The organism is Pseudomonas sp. GM25 (assembly GCF_000282255.1).
Classification (GTDB): Bacteria; Pseudomonadota; Gammaproteobacteria; order Pseudomonadales; family Pseudomonadaceae; genus Aquipseudomonas; species Aquipseudomonas aphyarum.
In genome coordinates this window covers 1-22,561 of record NZ_AKJQ01000062.1, presented here as the reverse complement: position 1 = coordinate 22,561, position 22,561 = coordinate 1, and the positions used below count along the sequence as shown (strand labels likewise).

The following is a 22,561-nucleotide window of genomic DNA, read 5'->3' as shown; positions in this document are numbered from 1 at the left end:
TCCTGAAACAGACCTTGATCGTGTTAAAGCGGCGATTGTCACTTTGGCGACAAATCCTGGCATTTGCCATGGCCAGCCCATTGTTAGCCTTGCGCTCATTGTTCATCAATGAGGCCTTCCCCATGGCAATCACCCGCAATCTCTCCGGCCACCAGCAGAGCGTCACGGCGGTGATCGGCCTGCTGATCCTGTCCATCGCCCTGCGTCCGCCGATCATTTCGGTGGGGCCGATTCTGTTGCTGATCCAGCAGCACTTCCAGTTGAGCTACACCCAGGCCGCGCTGCTGACTTCAATTCCCGACATCTGCATGGGCGTGTTCGCGCTGGTGGTTCCGAGCCTGGCCCGACGCTACGGGATCGATCGCAGTGTGGTGGTCGCACTGACGTTGTTGGGCGCCTCGACCTTGCTGCGGGCAATCTCGCCGAATGCATTTTTCCTGCTCGGCAGTACGTTCTTCGCCAGCATCGGCATTGCGGTTGCCGGCGCGATGACCGGCGCGTGGATCAAGACCCACTTTGCGCAACGCCCGGCACTGTTCATGGGCATCTACGCCGGTGGCCTGAGTCTGGGAGCGACTCTCGCGGCGGTGCTCAGCGCGCCGATTGCCGAGCTGGCGCAGGACTGGCGGGTCAGCGCCGGGTTCTGGAGCGTGCTGTGCCTCACCGCCATCGCCAGTTGGGTATGGATGGCGCGGCGTTTTACGACCCCGGTGCCAGCGGTGAAATCGCCGTCGAACCAGAGCAAACGCCTGCCCTGGGGCAATCCGCAGGCGTGGCTGATCGCGTTGAATTTCGGTGCCGGTCAATTCGTGGTCTACGCCCTCTTCGCCTGGATGGCGCCAGCGTCGGTGGAAGCGGCTACATCGAGTGTTTCCCCGGGCGTCCTGCTGGGCATTTTTACGGCGGTGTTCGCCGTGGCCAGCGTGGGTGCGGGGCTGATTCCGGGCAAGGCCCACGACCGGCGCGGTTTGCTCGGGCTGTCGGCGTTGCTGGCCCTGCTCGGGGTGGGCGGCATGGCGTTCCTGCCAGCGTACTGGCCGATGCTCTACGTGGTGCTCGCGGCCATCGGCCTGGGCATGGGTTTCACCGTGGCCATGACCTTGCCGCTGGATCACGCCAGCACCAGCGAACAGGCCGGATTGTGGACGGTGTTCATGTTGTTCATCGGTTACCTGATCGCCGCGCTCGGGCCGCTGCTGTTCGGTGCCCTGCGCGAATACGCCGGACACTATGGCCCGGCGTACACCTTGCTGTTCGCGGTACTGCTGTTGATGCTCGGCATCACCCCCCTGCTCAGACTGGCACCGGCAACATCGCCGCAGGTGTCCGTTGCCTGAGCCGGGGGTGACCGACCTGCGACGCGCCTCGGCACGTCGCAGGCTTTCAGTTGGCCGCAGCGGCCTTTTCAATCAGCCGCGCCACCGGTGCCGGGTTCGACACCATCACCACGTGAGAGCCGCCCTTGACCACTTCAACCGCCTTGGCATCTGCACGCTTGGCCATGAACGCCATCGCCTGAGGCGGGATGTTCTTGTCCTTGTCGCCGTAGATGTACCACGACGGAATGTGCTTCCAGGCCGGCGTGCCGGACTGCTCGTTCAGCGCCGCTTCGGTGACCGGGCGCTGGGTCGCGGCCATCAGGGCCGCTTGTGCAGCGGGGACGTCAGCGGCGAACTGGTCGTGGAACTTGCTCTGCTGGATATACAAGTCCTTGCCGCCATCGGCCAGCGCAACGGGTGGCGCCAGCGTTGGCCCGAGGGTGCTGCCGGGAAACTTGCCGGCCAGCCCGGCGACGGTTTCACCGGCTTCGGGGGCAAAGGCGCTGACATACACCAGCGCTTTGACATTGGCATGATCGTTTGCCGCATCACTGATGACGTTGCCGCCATAGGAGTGACCGACCAGCACCACCGGCGACTGGATGCTGCTCAGCAACGCCGATACCGCCGCGCCATCGCTTTTGACGCCGCGCAACGGGTTGGCGGCGGCGATCACCGTGTAGCCATCCTTCTCGAGAATCTTCGCCACGCCGTTCCAGCTCGATGCGTCGGCAAACGCGCCGTGCACCAGCACGACCGTGGGTTTGGCGGTTTGGGCGAAGGCATTGGCACCCAGGCACAGGCCAACGGCAATGCTCAGTGCAGTCAGTGTTTTTTTCATTTGGATGTTCCTCGTATGACGGATTCAGGGGGCGTATCGGGTGAAGACAAAATCGTGGTTCTGCACCCGCGCCTGATGGCAGGCAAAGCAGGTCTGGTGCTGGGCTTCATCGGCGGGTTTGCCGTTGATGAACCGGCCGAATCCCCAGCCACCGGTCGAAGCGTATTTGCGCGAGTCCTTGACCATCACCTGAACGGTGGTGGCCGCCCCCGGAATCGAGGCCGGCTCGAACTCCGGCGACTGCACGTGCTTCCACGCCAGCTTCACCAGCACCGTTCCGTCGGGAAACGGCAGCGTCTTGCTCTGGTAAGCCTTGATCGCCCGGTCATTGCCCAGCACCGCACGCAGTTCATCCAGCGGCGCGGCTTCCTGGGCCGGGGCAATCAGCGCCCACTGGCGATAGTTTTTCGGCAGTTTCACGCCGTAGATCGGCGAGGCATCGCCGTCATCGGCCTCGCCCAACGCGACACCGGTGGCCGCCAGTGCCGCGAGCGCAATGGCCGCCGGCAACACGGCCCAATGGTTGAGTTTCATCGTCGGATCCCCTCAGGCCAGCAGTCAGAGATGATCGGCATCGATCACCGCCTGAGCGAACGCCTGTGGCGCTTCCTGCGGCAGGTTGTGGCCGATGCCGCCGCTGATCAGCCGATACTCGTATTTGCCGGTGAAGCGTTTGGCGTAGGCCTCGGCCGGTGGGTGCGGCGCACCGTTGGCGTCGCCTTCGAGGGTGATGGTCGGCACGCCGATGGAGGGGAATGCCGCCAGTTTTTTCTCCAGCGGATCGTATTGCGCTTCCCCTTTGATCAGGCCCAGGCGCCAGCGGTAGTTGAAGATCGACACGGCGACGTGATCCGGATTCTGCAACGCGGCGGCGCTGCGGTCGTAGGTCGCGTCGTCGAAGCTCCACTTCGGCGAGGCCAGTTGCCAGATCAGTTTGGCGAAGTCATGGGTGTTCTTTTCGTAACCCAGACGGCCGCGCTCGGTCGCGAAGTAGAACTGATACCACCACTGCAACTCTGCAGCCGGCGGCAGCGGCGTCTTGCCGGCGTCCTGGCTGCCGATCAGGTAACCGCTCACCGCCACCAGTGCCTTCACCCGCTCGGGCCAGAGCGCCGCGACGATGTCGGCGGTGCGCGCGCCCCAGTCGTAGCCGCCAAGTACGGCCTGCTTGATCTTCAGGGCGTCCATGAAGTCGATCAGATCTTTCGCCAGCGCCGCCGGCTGTCCGTTGCGCACGGTTTTGGCAGACAGGAAACGCGTGTCGCCATAGCCGCGCGCGTAAGGAATCAGCACCCGATAGCCCTTCTGCGCCAGAGCTGGCGCCACGTCGGTGTAGCTGTGAATGTCGTAGGGCCAGCCGTGCAGCAGGATGACCACCGGACCGTCGGCGGGCCCGACTTCGGCGTAGGACACGTCCAGCAATCCGGCCTTGACGTGTTTCAGCGCGCCGAACGAAACATTGGTGCCGGCGGTAATGGCGTCGATCTTGCCGGCGGGCACTTCGGCTGCGTTTGCGTATGCCGAGGTAATGCCCAGCGCAAGCGCCAGCATCGAAACGGCGAGCACGCGCCGGGATTGAGTTACAGCGTTAGAGTCAGTCATGCCGAGTCTCCCTCGTGAACCGCCGGGCGGTGGTTCCGGGCTTGGGGTTGAAGTGCTTGCGGATTGAAGGACTAGCGCACTGCCTGAGCAGCGGTTTTCTGCGCATCAGCACGCAGTGGCCGGAAGGCTTCGCGCAGTTCTTCGCTGAACAGTTGCGGTTGCTCCCATGCTGCGAAGTGACCGCCCTTGCTGACTTCGCTGAAGTAGGCCAGCGATGGGTAGGCGCGTTGCGACCAGACTTTCGGCGCGCGGTAGATTTCGTGGGGGAACACGGTGATCGCCACCGGGACTTTGATGTCGGCAGTCTTCTGCGCGGCGGCGCTGAAGTTATTGTTGTTGTTCTCCCAGTAGAAACGGGAGGACGACGCCCCGCTGTCGGTCAGCCAGTACAGGCTGATGTCGTCGAGCATTTCATCACGGCTCAGGACTTTCTCGGGCTGACCATCGCTGTCGGTCCATGCGGCGAATTTTTCGTACATCCACGCTGCCGTGCCGGCAGGCGAATCGGCCAGCAGATAACCGATGGTCTGCGGCCGGGTCACCATCATCGCGCCGTAGGCGGCGTTGCGACCGAAGAACTGGCTGAGCGAGTTGAAGGCCGTCACTTCCGGCGCGGTCAGCGCGGCCGGGGCCGGGTCGCCGCTGTTGATCGGTTTGACCAGTTCCGGTGGCACGGTGGCCGGCATGTTCAGGTGGATGCCCAGCAAACCGGGCGGCGCCAGACGACCCAGTGCATCGGAAATCACCGAACCATGATCGCCACCCTGGGACACGTAATGGCTGTAACCCAGACGTTTCATCAGCACATCCCAGGCCTTCGCCACCCGGTCAGGGCCCCAGCCGAGTTCGGTCGGTTTGCCGGAAAATCCATGGCCGGGAATCGACGGGATCACCACATCGAACGAGTCCTCGACCTTGCCGCCATACGCCACGGGATCGGTCAACGGGCCGATGGTCTTTAGGAATTCGAACTGCGAACCCGGCCAGCCGTGGGTGAGGATCAGCGGCATCGCATTGGGATTGCGCGAGCGCACATGGATGAACTGGATGTCGACGCCGTCGATGGTGGTCACAAACTCGGGCAAGGCGTTGAGCTTCGCTTCGGCCTTGCGCCAGTCATAGCCACTGCCCCAGTACTTGACCAGTGCTTCGACCTGCGCCAGTTGCACACCCTGGGACACGTCGCTGACCGTTTCCTTGTCCGGCCAGCGAGTGTCGGCGATGCGTTTGCGCAGATCGCTCAGTTTCGCTTCGTCCACATGGATGGTGTACGGGCGAATGGCTTGCGACGGATCGGCTGCCGGGGTCGCGGCCCAGACGCCGCTGCTGCCCGCGAGTACGGCAAGGCCGAGCACACCGCCCCTGATGGATGACGCCAGGCAATGGCGCCAGGTAAGACCGGACGAAAGCGCAACCATGATGGATCTCCTTGTAGTCATTATTCGAAAGGCATCGCCAATCGGATCAGACCACTGGACTGGCACCGGGGCGATTACACGATGGTGTCGGTCGATACCTTGGTATGACGCGCTGCCTGGCGCGCAAAATCGCGCTCGAATTCAGCAGCGGTTAACGGGCAGAATGCGGCGGGGAAACGGCCCATTTGAATGACAAAACGGAACAAGGATTGCGGATGCGTGGGGAAACAGCGCTCGAACGCCTGAGCGGCACGCCATCAACCACTTCGCAGTGGTGGGTGATCGGGCTGTGCATGCTGTTCAACGTGATCGACGGGCTGGACGTGATGGCCATGGCCTTCACCGCCAGCCGGGTTGCGGCGGAGTGGGCGTTGAACGGCGCGCAACTGGGCCTGTTGTTGAGCGCAAGCCTGGTCGGGATGGCGCTCGGTTCGCTGCTCGCCGCGCCCAGGGCCGACCGCTTCGGGCGCAGGCCGTTACTGCTCGCCGGCCTGCTGCTCAGTGGCCTGGGTATGTTGCTGTCGTTCTGGAGTCCGGATCATCACGTGCTGATGTTCCTGCGTCTGCTGACCGGCATCGGCACCGGGGCGGTGCTGGTGGGGGCGAACGTGCTGACGTTCGAACACGCCAGTCCGCAGCGGCGCAATCTGGCGATCGCCCTGCAATCCCTCGCCTTTGCCATGGGCGCCAGTCTGGGCGGAGTGCTGGCACATTTGCTCAATGACTTCGCGGGCTGGCGGTTTGTCTTTCTGGGTGGTGGTTGCATCACGCTGACGGCCGCGCTGGCCGGCGTCTTCTGGCTGCGAGAGTCGCCGTCATTCCTGGCACTCAAGCACCGCGCGCCTGTCGCTCCTGCGTCGCCTGACAACGCCAGCCGACCGTTTGCGCCCGGTCAGCGGCAACAGACCACATCACTGGCGCTGGCACTCTTTCTGCTGATGTTCTGCTTTTACTTCGTGATGAGCTGGACCCCGACTCTGCTGGTCCACAACGGTTTTACCGATCGGCAAGGCGCCCAAGTCGGAATGTTATTGGCGTTTGGCGGCATGCTCGGCGCCCTGCTGCTGGGACTGGCGGCCAATCGTTTCGGCTGCCGCCGATTGTTGTCGGGTTTTCTACTGCTCAACGCAGCACTGCTGCCGCTGATGGTGCCGTCCTCGCACGTGCCCGGTCTGGCGGCACTCGTGGCCGTCACCCTTGGCCTGATGCTCAATGGTGCGGTCGCCGCCCTGTATGTTCTGGCCCCGCAAGCATTCTGCACATCGGTCCGTACGACCGGCGTCGGCGTGGTGCTGGCGATGGGACGTCTGGGAGCGATCATTTCGCCGGTGGTCGCCGGTTTGCTGCTGGATGCCCGATGGACCGCACAAGAGCTGTTCACTTTCTTCGCCAGTAGTCAGCTCTTGGCGGCCCTGCTGATCTGGCGTGGCACTAGGGAACAATGATCAGCTTGCCCGTCGTGCTGCGCGACTCGATATCGCGATGGGCCTGTTGCGCGTCTTCCAGTGAATAACGCTGGCCGATAAAGCTTTTCAGTTTGCCGGTGCTGACCCACGCGAACAGTTGCCGGGACTTTTCCAGCAGCACCTCGCGGTTGCGCACGTAGTGCATGACCGAGGGATACGTCAGCTTGATGCTGCGCGGCACGCTGAAGATATCGATCGGCGGGATCGGGTTCATGAACGGCCCGTACAAGGCCAGGGTGCCGAAATAATCCAGCAGCTCCAGCGAGTCGGCGAAGCCTTCCGCGCCCGTGCCGTCGTACACCGCATTCACCCGCTGCCCGTCGGTCAGGCGCATGACCTGTCCGGCAATGTTGTGCGCCCGCCCGATCACCACATAGTCAGCCCCGGCCGCGAGCACCGCCTCCACCTTGTCGGCGTGAGACACCCGGCCAATGACCCTGCCGCCCCGCAGTTTGATCAACTGGGTCAGCATCAGCCCCACGCCACCCGCCGCCGCGTGCACAAATGCCACGTCACCCGGCTGGATCGCATGCACCTTGTCCACCAGATTGCTGGCAGTCAGGCCTTGCATCATCAGGCTGGCGGCGGTGGCGAAGTCGATCTCATCGGGCAACGGCACCAACTGGCTGACCGGGGCGATCACCTGTTCGGCGTAGCTGCCCGGCACGTAATGCCAGGCCACGCGGTCGCCGACTCCGAACTCCGTCACCTGCGGACCGGTGGCGAGGACGATGCCGGCGCCTTCCGCACCCGGCGTCAGAGGCAACGCCCAGGCGCCGCCGAGCCCGCGCCGGACACCGGTGTCCATGAAATTGATGCCCGCCGCCATGACCTTGACCAAGACCTGTCCGGGCCCCGTTTCTGCCAGCTGAATGTCTTGCACCGTCAAGACTTCAGGCCCGCCAAAGGCCTGGATGACCACTGCTTTCATAATGTTCTGCCCTGTCATCGGGACGACCAGTCCTGCTGCCTTTCGGGTGGCAGGAGCGCGGACGTCACGTTGCTTTCATTCAACATCGAAGGACGTTGAAACCAGGGCCAAGAGTGAGCGGGTGGTGTATCCGCGCCGTTTCGCGAACAGGCTCATTTGCATGCTTGTATGGCTTGAGGGCCCGTAGATACAGTGGCTTACAAAAGCGCCACTGTGATGCCCGTCGCAGTGTGCGGTGGCGGTCGATATTCGCTACGGGCGACACCAAAGTATGATGGGCGAGTGCCAGCAGAAGGCGCATCTTTGTTCAACGGTGACTGCACACAATGAGAATCGGTATGACGAACGAGCAGGAGCGCGTCATCGAGGACGGTCCAGACCGCGCCAGTGACGCAATCATGCCCATGCCCGGGGTCGAAGCCATCATCGACAGCATCCCGGCCATGGTCGCCTTCATGACGCCTTCCGGTGAGCTGGAACAGGTCAACCGGCCCATCCTGGATTACATCGGCGCCCCGCTCCACGAGCTGAAAAACTGGCAGGCCAGCGAGACCGTGCACCCGGACGACCTGCCCTCGGTCATCGCCGCGTGGATGCATTCAGTCGACACCGGCACGCCCTATGAAGTCGAACATCGCATCCGACGCGCCGACGGTGTCTATCGCTGGTTCCATGTGCGCGGCCTGCCGATCAGAGACAGCGAAGGCACCATCACACGCTGGTGCGTTTTGCAGGTCGATATCGATGAGCGCCGGCGGGACAAGGCCTTGATCGCCAGTGCCCTCGCCGAAGTCAGCGCTTCGGAAGAACGTCTGCGCGGGATCATCGATGCCGTTCCCGGTTTTGTCTGGAGTGCTTCGCCGGAAGGCAGCGTCGGCTTCGTCAATCGACGCTGGTGCGACTACACCGGCATGTCCCTCGAACAGGCCTGCGGCCATGGCTGGACGGCGTCCATCCACCCGGACGACGCACCGGGCCTGGCAGTCTATTGGCAAGGGATTCTGCAATCGGGCAACGCGGGTGAGTACGAGGCCCGGCTGAAACGCTTCGACGGCATTTACCGCTGGTTTCTGATCCGCGCCGTGCCCCAGCGCGATGACACCGGGCTGCTCGTGCGCTGGTACGGCGAGAACACCGACATCGAAGACCGCAAGCGGGCGGAGGTCCTCTTGAGCAAGGCGCGCTCGGAACTGACGCACCTAGCCAGAGTCGCCAGCCTCGGCGCGGTCACGGCGTCGATCGCCCACGAGGTCAATCAACCGCTGGCCGGCATCATCACCAACGCCAGCACCTGCCTGCGCATGCTTGGTGCGGATCCGCCGAATGTCGACGGCGCCAGGGAAACCGCGCGCCGCACCATTCGCGACGGTAACCGCGCGGCCGACGTCATCAACCGATTGCGAGCGTTGTTCTCGAAAAAAAGCATCACCATTGAAGACGTCAATCTGAATGACGCGGCACGGGAAGTCATCGCCATGCTGCTGGGCGAGCTGCAACGCAACGGCGTGGTGCTGCATCCGCAATTTGCCGAAGCGCTGCCGCTGGTCAGGGGTGACCGGGTCCAGCTTCAGCAGGTGATCCTCAACCTGATCATGAATGCCGCCGAGGCCATGAGTGCGATCCACGGTCGGCCCCGGCAATTGATCGTCAGCACCGGCCTTGGGGCGGGCGAGAGCGTTTACCTGGCGGTGAAGGACAGCGGCAACGGCGTCGATCCGCAGGACATCGAGCGCATTTTCAATGCGTTCTACACCACCAAAAGCTCGGGCATGGGCGTCGGTCTGTCCATCAGTCGCTCGATCATCGAGCGCCACGACGGCAAACTCTGGGCCACCGCCAACGACGGCCCGGGTACGACGTTTACCTTTGCTATCCCGAATTCGACGGACTTGCCGCAAACCGATAACCGCGACCTCGCCGATCGCACCGTGGAGGATGATTGATGGGTACGCATTTGCTCGTATCGGTGGTCGATGACGACGAATCGGTTCGTGAATCACTGCCTGACCTGATCAAGGAATTCGGCTTTGCCGTCCAGGCATTCGCCTCGGCGCAGGCGTTTCTGGCATCGCCCTATCTGGATCTGACCCATTGCCTGATTCTCGACGTGGCCATGCCGGGGATGTCGGGCCCGGAACTGCAACGGGAGCTGCTGCGCCGTGACTATCGCATTCCGGTGATTTTCATCACCGCGCACGGCGACGCCAGCGAACAGGCGAAGCTGCTGAACAGTGGCGCCGTGGAGTGCCTGTTCAAACCGTTCAGCGAAGCCCAATTGCTCAAGGCCCTGAGCGCCGCCCTGCCCCTCGACTGAGCGTGAAGCCGACCAGAACAAGGAATCGACATGTTGAACGCGAACAACGCAATCGCCCCTTCCCGTGGAGCATTACCGATGAGTGATGTCACGCCCGTCGTATTCGTTGTCGATGACGACATTTCCGTGCGCGAGTCGCTGGAGCTGATGATCCGCTTCGCCGGATGGCAGCCACGGCTGTTCGAGTCCGCGCAGGATTTTCTCGACGCGCCCCGGGCGCTGGTGCCCAGTTGTCTGGTGCTGGACATCAACCTGCCCGACCTGAGCGGCCTCGATCTGCAGACCGCCCTTGCCGATGAACGCCACAACATGCCGATCATTTTCATCACCGGCTACGGCGATATTCCGCGCACGGTACGGGCCTTGAAGGCCGGCGCGGTGGAGTTTCTGACCAAACCGTTCAACGACGAAGTGATCCTCACAGCGATGGCCGATGCGCTGCAAAGCAGTCGCATGGCGCTGGAGGGAGAAAAGAACCTGCGCTCACTGCTCGAGGCGTACAAGACCCTGACGCCGCGCGAGCAGGAGATCATGGCTTCGGTGGTCAGCGGGCGGCTGAACAAACTGATTGCCGCTGACCTCAACATCAGCGAAATCACCGTCAAGGCCCATCGCGGCAAGGTGATGCGCAAGATGAAGGCCCGTTCGCTGGCGGACCTGGTGAAAATGGCCGCCCTGATTACGCCGGCGTGACCGGCAGGCTCTGCCAGAAACTTTCCAGCCGACGCAGATCAAGGCTGTCGAAGCCTTCCGAAGCCCGCTCGCGGCAAGCACCGAGCAACGTCCGGGCCTGATCCGGTTGACCCTGTTCAAGCCAGAACCGGGCCAGATCCATCGATGACCGCAACTCCCACGCCCGGGCGCCCTGCTCTCGGCTCAGCGCAATGGAATCCTCAAGAACCGCCAGCATGGCCTGAACATCATCGGCCTGGATGACCTTGAGAATACCGGCCTTGATTCGCAGCAACTCTGGCAGTGCAAAGGCATCACCGCTTCGCCGGCAGTGATCGATGGTGCCGTCGACCAGGGTCAGTGCCTTGGGGTGTTGGCCCACCAGCATCAGGCCTTCGGCCAGTGCGATTTCGAATGAGGTCGTGAGCAGTTCGTAACGCATGCCCCGCAACCGCGCCAGACTTTCTTCCAGCATGGCGACTGCTTCCCCCGGCTCTTCGGCGCGGATGGCGATCGCCGCGCGCAACCCGTGGCAGGCGGCAATGTAGGGGCCGAGAGCGTTGGTTTCGGCGATGGCGCTGAACCGCTCGAGGCTCGCGGTGGCCTTCGCCAGATCACCGGTCCAGATATAGATGCACAAGATCCAGACCATGGCGATGCAGTAGGTGACCGGATGCTGCAGCGCCGAGGCTTCGGCCTCTATCTGCTCGGCCCAACGCCGCGCCTGATCGGGATAGCCCTGCAGCCAGAGTGAACGCGCCAGCGCCAGCCCCGTGCGATTGCGGTGATCGAAGCCGTAGTAAATCGTGTTGCTGGGATGGGACGGCAAGCTGTTGCGCAGCGAGCTTTCCAGTTCCTGGCGGGCCAGACGCTGATTGCCGAGCAGATGATGGGAGATGCCGGTCAGCGATGAAGCAATCGCGATGGCGGCGGGCTCGTTGAGGATGTTGCCGACCACCGCTGCCTGCTCTGCCCAGGCCAGCGACGAAGGGAAATCACCGATGCGCTCGTAGAAGATCTGCAAGCGGCCCAGCAGTCGCAATTGTGAGCCGTAGTCGTTCAGCGCGACGGCAATATCCTGCGCCCGAAGCAAGGCTTTTTCGGCGGCTTCACTGTTGCCTCGGGTGAACATCAGCACCAGACCGAGCGCGGCTTGCAGTTCCATTTCGGTGGGCGTGCCGTAGTACCCCAGCTCCAGCAGTTCCACCGCCCGGGAACACCAGGTGCGGCACTCGACCAGCAATGAAAAATGCAGGAACAACGGCGCACTCGCGGCCGCCAGCGGCAACGCCAGCCCCGGATCACCCTGGGGGCCGAAGCTCCATTCCAGCGCACCACGAACGTTGCCCAACTGGCTGGCCAGACGCGCCGAATGACGGAAAATTTCTTCGGGCGAAGTCCCCAGATGCCCGAGCAGGTCCATGTAAAACGCCGCGTGCCGGAACGCCAGCGCATTGACTTCGGTCTCGCCTCGCGCCGTCAATTTCTCCCGGGCGTAGGCGCGCGTCATCTCCAGCAAGCGATACGAATCCGTCGAGTCGCTGTGATCGACCGTGACCAGTCCCTTGCACACCAGATCATCGAGGATCGCGGCCGCCGTGGCGCTTTCGTGTTGCGATTCGGCAACCACCTGAGCGGCAGCTTCCTGGGAGAACGGCCCGATGAACACCGAAAACCGCTCCAGCGCCAGACGCTCTTGCGGCGACAGCAGGCCATAACTCCAGTCGAGCATGGCGCGCAGTGTCTGATGGCGCGGCACGGCAGTTCTGAGCCCCGACCAGCCCAGCGAAAAACGCTCGCCGAGCAGCGCGTGGGTGGCCTTCAATCCGTGGCTGGCGACCCGCATCGCCGCCAGTTCGATCGGCAGCGCCATGCCCTCCAGCCGCTGGCAAATGTCCGCAATCATTTGCCCTCCGTCCGCTTCCAGCAGCAACGCAGCATTGCTCGAAGACGCACGTTCGACAAACAGCTTGATGGCCGGGAATGCCAGCAGTTCCTCAACGGAAAGGTGTTGCGGCTCACGGGGAAATTCCAGCGGATTGAGCCAGTGCACGTATTCGCCACGTACCCGCAGCGGTTCGCGACTGGTGGCCAGAACACCAACATCCGGCGCGGTATCGCTGATCTGTTCCAGAAGGGTCGATACCGCGTCGATCAGGTGTTCGCAGTTGTCGATCACCAGCATCAACCGCTGTTCACGCAAATGCGCGAGCAGGACAAACATCGGGTCTTCCGCCTGCACCGGGATGTCCAGTGATCGGGCCAGTGCCGACGGCACCAGCGCGCAGTCTTCCACTTGCGCCAGATCGACGAAGCTGACGCGCTCATAGCCCTGGGCGGCGATGCGGTGCGCCACCTCGATGGCCAGGCTGGTCTTGCCGACGCCGCCGGGGCCGACGATGGTGAACAACCTCGGTTGCTGCATGTGGTCAATGACCAGTTGCAGATCGGTTTCGCGGCCGATCAGTCTGGCCCGGGGCGGCAGACTGCACACGCCCTCGATGGCTCGGGTCACGATGGGCGCCGGTTGAACAGCGGTCTGTTTTCTTTCCAGCGGCGCAACAAAGGCATAACCCACGCCCACCTGGGTCGCGATGTAACGCGCCTGCTCCTCACCATCGCCGAGAATCCGCCGCAGCCCAGTCATATGAAAGCGCAGGCTGCCTTCGGCCACCACGCTGTCGGGCCACACCTTGTCGATCAGGTCGTACTTGGACAGCACCCGTCCCGGTTGCTCAAGCAAGGCGATCAACAGGTCCAGCGCCCGCCCGCCGATCTCGACCGCCACCCCGTTGCGGGTCAGCAGCCGTTTGCCTGGAACGACGCAGAAAGGACCGAAAATGAATTGGGTCGTGAGGGATTCGTGCAATGCGTCCGGAAAAGACTCCACGAGGATCGATCTCTCTAAAAAACGTAGGGGGCGGCACCGGTTACAGACAGCCGGCGCAGGCCCTTTGCATCATAGAAGTTTTGCACCGCCGTTCAAGCACGGGACCGGCAGAGTGAGAACCTCACCCCTTTATTTCACCCTTGCGAATGGCAATCTTGATGGCCTGGGCGGTGGTTGCCACGCCCAGATGCCGACGGGCCGAACGCAGGTGATTTTCCACCGTGCGCCCGGACAGACCGAGGGTGGCAGCGATGTCGGCCTGCCGGCGACCGGCAGCGACCCACGCCAGCACTTCGCGCTCGCGGGTCGAGAGTTTTCCGGCCGTCTCGTCCCGCGGCGCTTCGAGCAAGCGCCGTGCAGAGTAAAACGCCACGCTAGCGAGCATGCCCAGCGCCAGACGAACCCGCGCCGACGCATCGATCTGCTCGCCACCCAGGCTCATGGCGCCTTCAAGCCCCTGCGGGCCGAAGACTGGAATCTGCAAGCCATGCACGCCCGGGCCGCTTGGCAAGCGAACCACCCGATACAGTTCGCCGCTCTCCTCCTGCACCTTGCTCCAGAAAAACGATTCGCGGGTGTCCAGCAGGTGGCGAGTCACGGGGCAGCGCTGAACGTAGGTCTGGGCGTCGACAGCGATGCCGTCGCCAAACCAGTCGCCTTCCACCCAGTAAATGCGCTCGACCACGTCCTCCGACGCCGAGGTGGCGGAGAACAGAACGAATCGATCGTAACCATAGGCCCCGGCGAAACTGCGGACGGCCTTCTGGATCGCCACCAGCGTGGGCGCCGCCTCGATGTCGAGGGCGGCGCGCAAGAGTGCATCGGCAGGTGCGGGGCTCACCCCGACGTGACCTCTTTCAGGAGCGCGGCCGCCGCCAGTTTGCCCAGCGCATTGCCCGCCAGCGGACTGTCACCGGTCAACAGTTTGCGATCCTGAAGCGTCGCCCCGGAAATACCCTGGTTGGTGATTTCCACTCCGAGCGCCTGCAACTGCTCGCCGAACTTCCAGGTCAGGTGGCCGGGCATGTAACCGATGTCAGGGGTTGTAGCGTCCAGCGCATCGGGAAACGCGCAGATCCGGTAGCCGTTGAAGATGCACGACTCCTTTGTTTCACCGAGGCCAGCCGCCAGCAGCGCCGCCGGGCCGTGGCACAGGGTAATGACGAATTTGTCCTTGGCGACGGCCCATTGCAGGACCTTCTTCACGTCCTCGCTTTCCGGCAGGCCGATCAACGCACCGTGCCCGCCGGGAATGAACACACCGATGTAATCCGAGTCCTCGCCCAGCGCTTCTTCGATCACCTGCGACAACTTGAGTGGGCGCTTGAACTGATCGCGGTATTGCTCGTAGAAGCCTTTCACTTCGGCGTCTTCCGAGGGCATGGCCCAGAATTCGAACTTGACCGGATTGCCCGACAGCGTCGCGACGTCGAAGCCAAAACCGGCCTTGTCGAGGTGATACATCGGCAGCAGCGTTTCAACCGGGTGATTGCCCGTGGAGAACATCGTGCCGTTGTCGGTCAACAGATAGCGCTCGTCCGCGCCGATCATCAGGACCTTCCAGCGTCCGCCCTTGTAGCGGTTGGGGTACTCGGCATCACTGAGATCGGATTTGGGCGAAGTGAACTGGCTGAGGGAATACGGCGAGGGGAAAAACGCGTTGTCCTCGGCCGGATCGGGGGTCGGGCGCTTGTCGTCAGTCTGCGTGGTAGCCATGGTGCTCTCCATCGAATGGGTCGATTGCCGAGACCCATGCTAGTAACGCGACGGTGTTCCGGCAATGAGGGTTTTCCCTCAACGAGGACATCCCCGGGAACCTGCAAACCCTCAAGAGCGTCGTTAAATGGCAGAATCCCCGCAATTGATCATTTCGGAGACCCACAATGCTTCGCCTGTTTGAACAACGGCTCGACCCCTTCCCGCCCGACGAAGCGCCGCCACCGCCGGTCGGTCTGGCGCGATTCCTGTGGGCCTGCACCCGCGGCGCTCGCGGTTATATCCTCGCGCTCGCGCTGCTCAGTGCCGGTGTGTCGATCTACGAAGCCTGGTTGTTTTCCTTTCTGGGTCAGGTCGTGGACCTGCTCTCGGCCTGGCAGGCCGGCGGCGATGTGAACGGCCAGGAGAGCCGCGTGCTGTGGGGCATCGGCATCGTGTTGCTGACCAGCGTCGGGCTGGTAGCGCTGCGCACCATGGTTCAGCACCAGGTGTTGGCGATCAATCTGCCGCTGCGCCTGCGCTGGGACTTCCATCGACTGATGCTGCGGCAGAGCCTTTCGTTCTTCTCCGACGAGTTCTCCGGCCGGGTCACGACCAAAGTGATGCAGACAGCGCTGGCCGTGCGCGAGGTGCTGTTCACCGTTATCGAAATCGCACCGGGCATCGGCGTCTACTTCATTGCGATCATCGCCCTGGCCGGCGGTTTCGCCCTGAAACTCATGCTGCCGTTCATTGCCTGGGTCGCGCTGTTCGGGCTGGCGATGCTGTACTTCGTGCCACGCCTGGGCCAGGTCGGGCAGGAACAGGCACATGCGCGGTCATCGATGACGGGGCGGGTCTCGGATGCCTACACCAACATCACCACGGTGAAACTGTTCTCCCACTCCAAACGTGAAGCGCACTTTGCGCGGGCGGCGATGGAGGACTTCAAACAGACCGGCTTCCGTCAGATGCGTCTGGTCAGTCAGTTCGAGATCGTCAATCAGGCGCTGGTGGTCGGGCTGATCATGGGCGCCGGCGGCTACGCCTTGTGGCTGTGGCATCAGGGCGAAGTCGGCACCGGCGCCGTGGCGGCGATCACGGCGATGGCGTTGCGCATCAATGGCATGTCGCACTGGATCATGTGGCAGATGACGTCGCTGTTCGAGAACATCGGCACCGTGCAGGACGGCATGGACACCCTGACCCGTGGCCCCAAGGTGCAGGACGCGCCGGACGCCGGCGTGCTGGTACCTTCCGGCGGCGCCGTGGAATTCGACAACGTGAGCTTCAATTACAACGGCGAACGCCAAGTGCTCGACGGCTTGAGCCTGAGCATCCAGCCGGGGGAAAAAATCGGTCTGGTGGGCCGCTCCGGTGCCGGTAAGTCCACGCTGATCAACCTGCTGCTGCGCTTCTACGACGTCGATCGCGGCGAGATTCGCATCGACGGGCAAAACATCGCGCAGGTGACACAGGACAGTCTGCGCAGCGCGATCGGCATGGTCACTCAGGACACGTCCCTGCTGCACCGGTCGATTCGCGACAACATCGCCTACGGTCGACCGGACGCGACTGACGCACAAATCCAGCGCGCTGCCGCCAACGCCCAGGCCGACGGTTTCATCAACCAGCTCAGCGACCGCCAGGGCCACACCGGCTACGACACGCTGGTGGGCGAACGCGGCATCAAGCTTTCCGGTGGCCAGCGCCAACGCATCGCCATCGCCCGGGTGATGCTCAAGAACGCTCCGATCCTTCTACTGGACGAAGCGACCAGCGCGCTGGATTCCGAAGTCGAAGTCGCCATTCAGGAAAGCCTCGATGAAATGATGCAGGGCAAGACCGTGATCGCCATCGCCCATCGACTGTCGACGATTGCGGCGATGGATCGACTGATCGTCATGGATGAGGGACGGATCATCGAGCAAGGCACCCACACCGAACTGCTGGCGAAAAACGGCACCTATGCGCGGCTGTGGCAGCATCAGAGTGGCGGGTTTCTGGGTGAGGATCAGGGCGTGGCCGAGGCGATGGATCAGGCGTGAGTCCTTTGATCAGCCCCGCGATAACAACCGCGGGGCTGATCGCCGCTGAGAGGATTAGGCAAGGGTCGAAGACAAACCGGCATAGGTGAACGATTTCTCGCTGGCTACCATGACGGCACACCTGATTTGCGGAGTACGTCATGCACCACACCAAAACCCTCTTCATTACCGGCGTCAGCAGCGGCTTCGGCCACGCACTGGCCAAGGAAGCGCTGGCTGCCGGTCACCGCGTCATCGGCACCGTGCGCAGCGAAGCCGACCTGCAAGCCTTTCAGGCGCTGTCCATCGACAATGCGTACGGCGTGCTGCTGGATGTCACGGATTTCGACCGGATCGAGAGCGTCGTGGCAACCGTCGAAGCGACCCACGGCCCGGTCGATGTGCTGATCAACAACGCCGGCTACGGGCACGAAGGCATTTTCGAAGAATCGCCGCTGGAGGACATGCGCCGCCAGTTCGACGTGAATGTGTTCGGTGCGGTCGCCGTGACCAAGGCGTTTGTGCCGTTCTTTCGTCAGCGGCGGGCGGGTCATATTCTCAATATCACGTCGATGGGCGGCACGATCACGATGCCGGGTATCGCGTACTACTGCGGCAGCAAGTTTGCGCTCGAAGGCATCTCCGATACCCTGAGCAAGGAACTGGCGCCGTTCAATATCTTCGTGACCGCCGTCGCACCGGGTTCATTTCGGACCGACTGGGCCGGTCGCTCGATGCAGCGCACTCCCCGCAGCATCGCCGACTATGACGCCAGCTTCGATCCGGTGCGCAAGGCCCGCGAAGACAAGAGCGGCAAGCAGCTCGGCGATCCGCGCAAAGCGGCGCAGGCGATGTTGCAGATCATCGCCTGCCCTGCTCCGCCAGCGCATCTGTTGCTGGGCAGCGATGCATTGAGCCTGGTGCGCGACAAGCTGAAACGTGCCGCCAGCGAGATCGACCAATGGGAAGCGCTGACCCGCTCCACCGACCATTGAACGGCCCACAGAGAGAACGCAATGAAACAGGCCGACCCGAGCACTTCGCGCATGGTGCAGCTCATGGAAACCCTGGCACCGGTCGAGGGCTACAACCTCAGCGCGCTGGAGGGCGTGCGCTTCCTGCGCTCGAACCGGCCACTGACCCGCACGCCGGTGCTGTACGACCCCGGCATCGTGATTCTCTGTCAGGGCCGGAAGCGCGGGTATCTGGGCGATGACGTCTACGTCTATGACGCCCAGCATTACCTGGTGGTGTCGGTTCCGATCCCCTTCACCATGGAGACCGATGCCTCTGAAGACGAGCCGATGCTCGCGATCTATATGCAACTTGATTTCCAGGTGGCCAGCGAGTTGATGCAGCAGGTGGATGAAGTTCACGGCCCGAGTGATGCGCCTCCCAAGGGCATGTTCGCCTCGCCGATGGACGACCGCCTGCGCTCATCGACGCTACGTTTTCTCGAAGCCATGAGCAATGCGGGCGAAGCGCAGATATTGGGGCCGTCGCTGTTGCGGGAAATCTATTACCGCATCCTGACCGGCGAACAAGGCGGCTCGATGCGCGCCGCACTCAATCGACAGGGACACTTCGGCAAGGTGACGCGGGCGATCCGCAAGATCCACAGCAGCTATCAGGAACGCCTGGACGTCGAGCAACTGGCCCGCGAAGCGAGCATGAGCGTGCCCAGTTTCCACCTGCACTTTCGCAGCGTGACGGACGCCTCACCCATGCAATACCTGAAGTCGACACGCCTGCATCAGGCGCGACTGTTGATGTTGCGCCACGCCATGACCGCGTCAGCGGCGGCGTTCAGTGTCGGCTATGAAAGCGCTTCGCAGTTCAGTCGTGAGTTCAAACGTTTCTTCGGCAGGACACCGCAGGCGGAGATCGAGTGGATGAAGGCAACGTATGCGTTGCCTGCGCCGACCTCGCCTTCGGTTTATGTTTCGTCGCATTGACGCGAATCGACTAAACCGGCTCGGCCACCGCGATCTGGTTGCGCCCCAGGGCCTTGGCTCGATACAAGGCCTTGTCGGCATTGTTCATCAGGCTGTGCAGGTCCGAGTCTTCGTTCTGCATCGAAGCGACGCCCAGGCTGGCGGTGATGCGATGAACCGGGCCCGTCATGCTTCTGGGCATGGTCACGATCAGGTTTTCCAGCAGCTCCACCGCCACCTCGATCGAGGTGTCCGGAAGCAGGATCGCGAACTCTTCGCCACCCAACCGGCCATGCACATCAGTGTCCCGAAAGTACGTACAGATGATGCTACCCATCTGCTGCAGAACACGATCCCCGACCTGGTGGCCGTAGGTGTCATTGATGTGTTTGAAATGATCCATGTCCAGCATCACGGCACACAGGTTCGACTGGCGCCGTCGGCATTCATCGAACAGTTGCTGCGCCCGCTCGAAAAATGCCCGCCGGTTGTTCAAGCCGGTCAGCTCGTCGGTCCGCGCGGCAAGCCTTGAGATATTGTGTGCCCGCTCCATTTCCCGGGTCAGGCGAAAGGCGGCCTCCAGCGCTTCGGACATTTTGCGTGTAGCACGGGCGACGAAAGAGGCGAAGACCAGGACGGCCAACGCCATGCCCACTTGAAGCGTGGACGGCTGAAACAGCAGCCAGAACGTACACGGCAGCAACACCAGCGCCATGGAGACCAGCGTCATGTACCGATAGGCCGAATAACAGGACACCGCGCTGACCGACATCCCGACCGTGAAGAGCATGACCAATGCCTGCGCCAACAGGTCGTCGGCCGGCATGATGATCAACGCGCCCGCGCCCCAGATCCCGGCAGACAACACCAGGGTTGCCCAGTATTTGCGCTCCCAGCGCTTGGGTGTCCGCTCGCTCTCATCGCTGCGAAACCAGGCGACAAACATCGAGACGCGCAACAACGTAGACGCCGTCAGCAGGCCGAGCCACCAGAAAATACAGGCTTGCTCAAAACGGTCCCAACACAGCCCGCAGAGCATGAGCGCGGCCAGGTAGCTGCCGATAACGGCTGAAACGGATTGGCGAAACAACTGATACAATCGATCAGTGTTGACTTGCTCGTCGATCGAAGCGCCCTGCTCATGCCGAAGATCTGATAATTCCATTCGATCCATCCAAGCCTGACTGCCACACAAACCCGACAAAAGCCCATATCGGCACCGCCCATGGCAACGCCGTCATTAGCAAGAGGCGACAGGATCCCGTCCTGTCGCCTGTCTTGCTTCAAATCTCGTGCCTAAACGATTTTCAGCGCCTTGAGAATGATCAGCGTGCTCTCGGCAAACGCTTGAGCCTGCCAGGTCAGTTCGGCAAGGTTTTCTTCCGCGGTGGTCAGGGCCCTGCCGTCCTTGAGGAGACCTTCGCCCTGGCCGCCGATGATGCTCCATGCCAGCTGCGCCCATTCAGCCGGGTGTTTTTTGCCTTGCTTGATCGATATCAGGAACAACTGCTGGAAGCGACTGACCGTCACGCCACCACCGGTCACCGGACTCGCCAGGGTCTGAATCTTGTTGCCATACAACGAACGCTTGCACAGCTGCAGGTTGAGGGTATTGCAGCGGGCCTGCACCAGTTTTTCATTCGCTTCGCTCTGACAGGGCGCTACGGCCCCCATGCCGATCAACACATTGAGGGCCTGCTCCACGTCGCCGTACGTCAACGAGGGCACGAGATCCAGCAAGTGCCGCAAGGTCTTCGGCACATAGGCGTCATCCGCCAGGGCTGCGAGTACCGGGCCATAGATCTCTGCCTGCAACGTGGCTGCGCCTGCCGGGCCGGTGACATTCGCCGGCACGCTTTCAGCCGCCTGTAACAGGACGAAGCGCGTGCTGAGCATGCGCTCGCGGTGTTCGGAGGCGGACAGCCTGTTGGCGCCACGCACATAGAGATCACGACGGAAACTCTGGTTCACAAAGTAGTCACGCGCCTGCTCGCGCATGACGGGATGGTCGATACCTTCCAGAAAGTCCATGCCTTCGGCGCTCAGTTTGAGCGGGTCGACGGAGTCCAGCGGCACCGCTGTCGTGGCGTAATCGAGCTTGGCGGGCGCCAGGGCATCCACCACGTCGGTGAAATACATGCAGTTCCAGTCGCGGTTGAAATACTCATGGGCGACGTACTGGCGGTCCTGACCCTTGATGCTCTGGAGCTTGGCGTCCAGACCCGGTGCGGAGTTGGCATATTTAGGATTTGCAGCCAGCAGCGCTTCGGAAAATTGCAACGCGGCGTCAATACGCTGATCAGGACGCGCAGAGGCCTGACTGGCGAAACGGTCGTGCAGGCTAAACAGCTGGCGCAACGGTGCCTGAGGCGACCAGCCCGGGAAACAGTTGTAGCTGACGTAGAGCAGACCACCAGGCTTGAGATGACGACGGACGAACTCGACGATCAACTTGTGGTTATCGCGGCTGACCCAGGTCCAGATGCCATGCAGGCTGATGCTGTCGAACTGAGGTAAGTCATGGCGGGCCAGCAACTGCTCGAAGCTGTCGTCATACAGTCGCGCATCGCTGCCCCAGTCTTTAGCCAGTGCGATGGCATGGGACGCCTGGCCCGGGTGGAAGTCGGTGCCGACATAAGAACCCGGATTGCCTGCGGCATGGATGTTGATCGAAACGCCCTGACCAAAGCCCAGTTCACAGTGGTAACCGTCGGTGCTCTCCAGCGTGGCGAAACCGCGCAACAGCAGACAATAACGCTGGAAAACCGGATTGATTTCCCGGCTATACCCGTAGGTGTAGCCTTCGTCCGTGAAATATCCCTCGTTCCAGGCATTGCTCATGCGTGCACCCTTTTCTTATATCGGAAGTGAAAGTCGCTCTTATACGGGGTAGTCGTGGCGTATCACAAGAGGAAAAACGTCAGGCAAACGCCTCCTTGATAAACGCCTCCAGCGTTTTTTCTTCGAGGATTTCGATCGAGAAGTGGCCAAAGCGTTTGGGCAGCCAGATGATGCGCGCCCCTGCCGGCGATTGCAGGTGTTCGCGGGCCAGCGGTTTACCGTTTTCATCTTCTGGCTGCACGCCTTCGGCGACCAGTTCGTCGTAGGCTTTTTCGATGTCGGGGGTCGAATAGCAGTGACGGTAGATCATGCCCTCGCCTGCGCTATCCAGGAGCTCCCGCAGATTCCCGGCCAAAGGCTGAACCAGCATGAAACGCTCCTGCCCGATCAACGCAATCGCATAACGCACATGCAGGCCGCCCCGCTCCCACACCAGCGTCCTGGAGATTCTCGCCTTTAAAATCTGCGCGTAATACGCACAGGCTTCTTCGAGGTTATTGACGAGTACATCGACGTGACTGAACTTTAGTTGCATGGCCTGCCTCCTGCCGAACGGAGGCTCATGGTAAACATCAACGGGCTCGCTGACGCGAGCAAAAACTTTCCTGCGG

The 22,561-nt window shown here is 62.3% G+C and carries 19 protein-coding genes; 8 read left to right on the top strand and 11 right to left on the bottom strand.

Annotation, left to right across the window (positions count from 1 at the left end):
- Nucleotides 1–122: 122 nt before the first annotated feature.
- Nucleotides 123–1,337, top strand: a complete 1,215-nt coding sequence (locus PMI24_RS23905) for an MFS transporter (protein ID WP_007958541.1) — start codon at nt 123–125, stop codon at nt 1,335–1,337.
- Nucleotides 1,338–1,383: 46 nt separating this feature from the next.
- On the opposite strand, the gene PMI24_RS23900 is transcribed toward PMI24_RS23905, so the two are convergent.
- The 4 genes from PMI24_RS23900 to PMI24_RS23885 form a co-directional block, all read right to left on the bottom strand.
- Complete coding sequence (locus PMI24_RS23900; RefSeq protein WP_007958540.1) at nt 1,384–2,160, bottom strand: alpha/beta fold hydrolase; 777 nt, start codon at nt 2,158–2,160, stop codon at nt 1,384–1,386.
- A 24-nt stretch (nt 2,161–2,184) separates the two neighbouring features.
- The gene (locus PMI24_RS23895) at nt 2,185–2,694 is read right to left on the bottom strand and encodes a cytochrome P460 family protein (RefSeq protein ID WP_007958539.1); all 510 of its coding nucleotides are present in this window, start codon (nt 2,692–2,694) and stop codon (nt 2,185–2,187) included.
- A gap of 24 nt (nt 2,695–2,718) precedes the next feature.
- A complete protein-coding gene (locus PMI24_RS23890; RefSeq protein WP_007958538.1) occupies nt 2,719–3,762 on the bottom strand; it encodes an alpha/beta fold hydrolase in 1,044 nt (347 codons plus the stop codon).
- A gap of 71 nt (nt 3,763–3,833) precedes the next feature.
- The gene (locus PMI24_RS23885) at nt 3,834–5,180 is read right to left on the bottom strand and encodes an epoxide hydrolase family protein (protein ID WP_007958537.1); all 1,347 of its coding nucleotides are present in this window, start codon (nt 5,178–5,180) and stop codon (nt 3,834–3,836) included.
- A 215-nt stretch (nt 5,181–5,395) separates the two neighbouring features.
- Between PMI24_RS23885 and PMI24_RS23880 the strand changes: the two genes are divergently transcribed.
- Complete coding sequence (locus PMI24_RS23880) at nt 5,396–6,625, top strand: MFS transporter (RefSeq protein ID WP_007958536.1); 1,230 nt, start codon at nt 5,396–5,398, stop codon at nt 6,623–6,625.
- Here PMI24_RS23880 and PMI24_RS23875 read toward each other — a convergent pair.
- Complete coding sequence (locus PMI24_RS23875) at nt 6,612–7,577, bottom strand: quinone oxidoreductase family protein (protein ID WP_045121871.1); 966 nt, start codon at nt 7,575–7,577, stop codon at nt 6,612–6,614. The two genes, PMI24_RS23880 and PMI24_RS23875, sit on opposite strands and share 14 nt — an antisense overlap.
- Before the next feature lie 338 nt (nt 7,578–7,915).
- Here PMI24_RS23875 and PMI24_RS23870 point away from each other — a divergent pair, with 338 nt between their 5' ends.
- The 3 genes from PMI24_RS23870 (at nt 7,916) to PMI24_RS23860 (ending at nt 10,584) form a co-directional block, all read left to right on the top strand.
- The gene (locus tag PMI24_RS23870) at nt 7,916–9,520 is read left to right on the top strand and encodes a PAS domain-containing sensor histidine kinase (RefSeq protein WP_007958534.1); all 1,605 of its coding nucleotides are present in this window, start codon (nt 7,916–7,918) and stop codon (nt 9,518–9,520) included.
- A complete protein-coding gene (locus PMI24_RS23865; RefSeq protein ID WP_007958533.1) occupies nt 9,520–9,891 on the top strand; it encodes a response regulator in 372 nt (123 codons plus the stop codon). The genes PMI24_RS23870 and PMI24_RS23865 overlap by 1 nt, the downstream gene beginning before the upstream one ends.
- A 78-nt stretch (nt 9,892–9,969) precedes the next feature.
- A complete protein-coding gene (locus PMI24_RS23860) occupies nt 9,970–10,584 on the top strand; it encodes a response regulator transcription factor (RefSeq protein ID WP_007958532.1) in 615 nt (204 codons plus the stop codon).
- Here PMI24_RS23860 and PMI24_RS23855 read toward each other — a convergent pair.
- The 3 genes from PMI24_RS23855 to hchA form a co-directional block, all read right to left on the bottom strand.
- Nucleotides 10,571–13,453: an ATP-binding protein gene (locus PMI24_RS23855; RefSeq protein WP_007958531.1), complete on the bottom strand. Its 2,883-nt coding sequence runs from the start codon at nt 13,451–13,453 to the stop codon at nt 10,571–10,573. The genes PMI24_RS23860 and PMI24_RS23855 overlap by 14 nt on opposite strands.
- 121 nt (nt 13,454–13,574) lie before the next feature.
- Nucleotides 13,575–14,294, bottom strand: coding sequence for a PA1136 family autoinducer-binding transcriptional regulator (locus PMI24_RS23850; protein ID WP_007958530.1), 720 nt, complete (start codon nt 14,292–14,294; stop codon nt 13,575–13,577).
- A complete protein-coding gene (hchA, locus tag PMI24_RS23845; protein ID WP_007958528.1) occupies nt 14,291–15,169 on the bottom strand; it encodes a glyoxalase III HchA in 879 nt (292 codons plus the stop codon). Before hchA ends, PMI24_RS23850 begins: the two co-directional genes overlap by 4 nt.
- A 167-nt stretch (nt 15,170–15,336) precedes the next feature.
- Between hchA and PMI24_RS23840 the strand changes: the two genes are divergently transcribed.
- From PMI24_RS23840 to PMI24_RS23830, 3 genes are all read left to right on the top strand, one after another.
- Nucleotides 15,337–17,196 carry an ABC transporter ATP-binding protein gene (locus PMI24_RS23840; RefSeq protein ID WP_007958527.1) on the top strand — a complete coding sequence of 620 codons (1,860 nt, stop codon included), beginning with the start codon at nt 15,337–15,339 and terminating at the stop codon, nt 17,194–17,196.
- A 140-nt stretch (nt 17,197–17,336) separates the two neighbouring features.
- Nucleotides 17,337–18,170, top strand: a complete 834-nt coding sequence (locus PMI24_RS23835; RefSeq protein WP_007958526.1) for an oxidoreductase — start codon at nt 17,337–17,339, stop codon at nt 18,168–18,170.
- 21 nt (nt 18,171–18,191) lie between these two features.
- Complete coding sequence (locus tag PMI24_RS23830; protein WP_007958524.1) at nt 18,192–19,130, top strand: AraC family transcriptional regulator; 939 nt, start codon at nt 18,192–18,194, stop codon at nt 19,128–19,130.
- 10 nt (nt 19,131–19,140) lie between these two features.
- On the opposite strand, the gene PMI24_RS23825 is transcribed toward PMI24_RS23830, so the two are convergent.
- The 3 genes from PMI24_RS23825 to PMI24_RS23815 all read right to left on the bottom strand — a co-directional run bounded on the left by PMI24_RS23825 (nt 19,141) and on the right by PMI24_RS23815 (nt 22,485).
- The gene (locus tag PMI24_RS23825) at nt 19,141–20,274 is read right to left on the bottom strand and encodes a GGDEF domain-containing protein (RefSeq protein WP_007958523.1); all 1,134 of its coding nucleotides are present in this window, start codon (nt 20,272–20,274) and stop codon (nt 19,141–19,143) included.
- Nucleotides 20,275–20,405: 131 nt separating this feature from the next.
- Nucleotides 20,406–21,950, bottom strand: a complete 1,545-nt coding sequence (locus tag PMI24_RS23820) for a class I SAM-dependent methyltransferase (protein ID WP_007958522.1) — start codon at nt 21,948–21,950, stop codon at nt 20,406–20,408.
- A 79-nt stretch (nt 21,951–22,029) separates the two neighbouring features.
- A complete protein-coding gene (locus PMI24_RS23815; RefSeq protein WP_007958521.1) occupies nt 22,030–22,485 on the bottom strand; it encodes a VOC family protein in 456 nt (151 codons plus the stop codon).
- Nucleotides 22,486–22,561 lie beyond the last annotated feature (76 nt).

Bases quoted from the DNA above. Each gene is read 5' to 3' on its own strand.
- PMI24_RS23905 (WP_007958541.1), top strand. From the start codon at position 123: ATGGCAATCACCCGCAATCTCTCCGGCCACCAGCAGAGCGTCACGGCG.
- PMI24_RS23900 (WP_007958540.1), bottom strand. From the start codon at position 2,160: ATGAAAAAAACACTGACTGCACTGAGCATTGCCGTTGGCCTGTGCCTG.
- PMI24_RS23895 (WP_007958539.1), bottom strand. From the start codon at position 2,694: ATGAAACTCAACCATTGGGCCGTGTTGCCGGCGGCCATTGCGCTCGCG.
- PMI24_RS23890 (WP_007958538.1), bottom strand. From the start codon at position 3,762: ATGACTGACTCTAACGCTGTAACTCAATCCCGGCGCGTGCTCGCCGTT.
- PMI24_RS23885 (WP_007958537.1), bottom strand. From the start codon at position 5,180: ATGGTTGCGCTTTCGTCCGGTCTTACCTGGCGCCATTGCCTGGCGTCA.
- PMI24_RS23880 (WP_007958536.1), top strand. From the start codon at position 5,396: ATGCGTGGGGAAACAGCGCTCGAACGCCTGAGCGGCACGCCATCAACC.
- PMI24_RS23875 (WP_045121871.1), bottom strand. From the start codon at position 7,577: ATGAAAGCAGTGGTCATCCAGGCCTTTGGCGGGCCTGAAGTCTTGACG.
- PMI24_RS23870 (WP_007958534.1), top strand. From the start codon at position 7,916: ATGACGAACGAGCAGGAGCGCGTCATCGAGGACGGTCCAGACCGCGCC.
- PMI24_RS23865 (WP_007958533.1), top strand. From the start codon at position 9,520: ATGGGTACGCATTTGCTCGTATCGGTGGTCGATGACGACGAATCGGTT.
- PMI24_RS23860 (WP_007958532.1), top strand. From the start codon at position 9,970: ATGAGTGATGTCACGCCCGTCGTATTCGTTGTCGATGACGACATTTCC.
- hchA (WP_007958528.1), bottom strand. From the start codon at position 15,169: ATGGCTACCACGCAGACTGACGACAAGCGCCCGACCCCCGATCCGGCC.
- PMI24_RS23840 (WP_007958527.1), top strand. From the start codon at position 15,337: ATGCTTCGCCTGTTTGAACAACGGCTCGACCCCTTCCCGCCCGACGAA.
- PMI24_RS23835 (WP_007958526.1), top strand. From the start codon at position 17,337: ATGCACCACACCAAAACCCTCTTCATTACCGGCGTCAGCAGCGGCTTC.
- PMI24_RS23830 (WP_007958524.1), top strand. From the start codon at position 18,192: ATGAAACAGGCCGACCCGAGCACTTCGCGCATGGTGCAGCTCATGGAA.
- PMI24_RS23825 (WP_007958523.1), bottom strand. From the start codon at position 20,274: ATGGAATTATCAGATCTTCGGCATGAGCAGGGCGCTTCGATCGACGAG.
- PMI24_RS23820 (WP_007958522.1), bottom strand. From the start codon at position 21,950: ATGAGCAATGCCTGGAACGAGGGATATTTCACGGACGAAGGCTACACC.
- PMI24_RS23815 (WP_007958521.1), bottom strand. From the start codon at position 22,485: ATGCAACTAAAGTTCAGTCACGTCGATGTACTCGTCAATAACCTCGAA.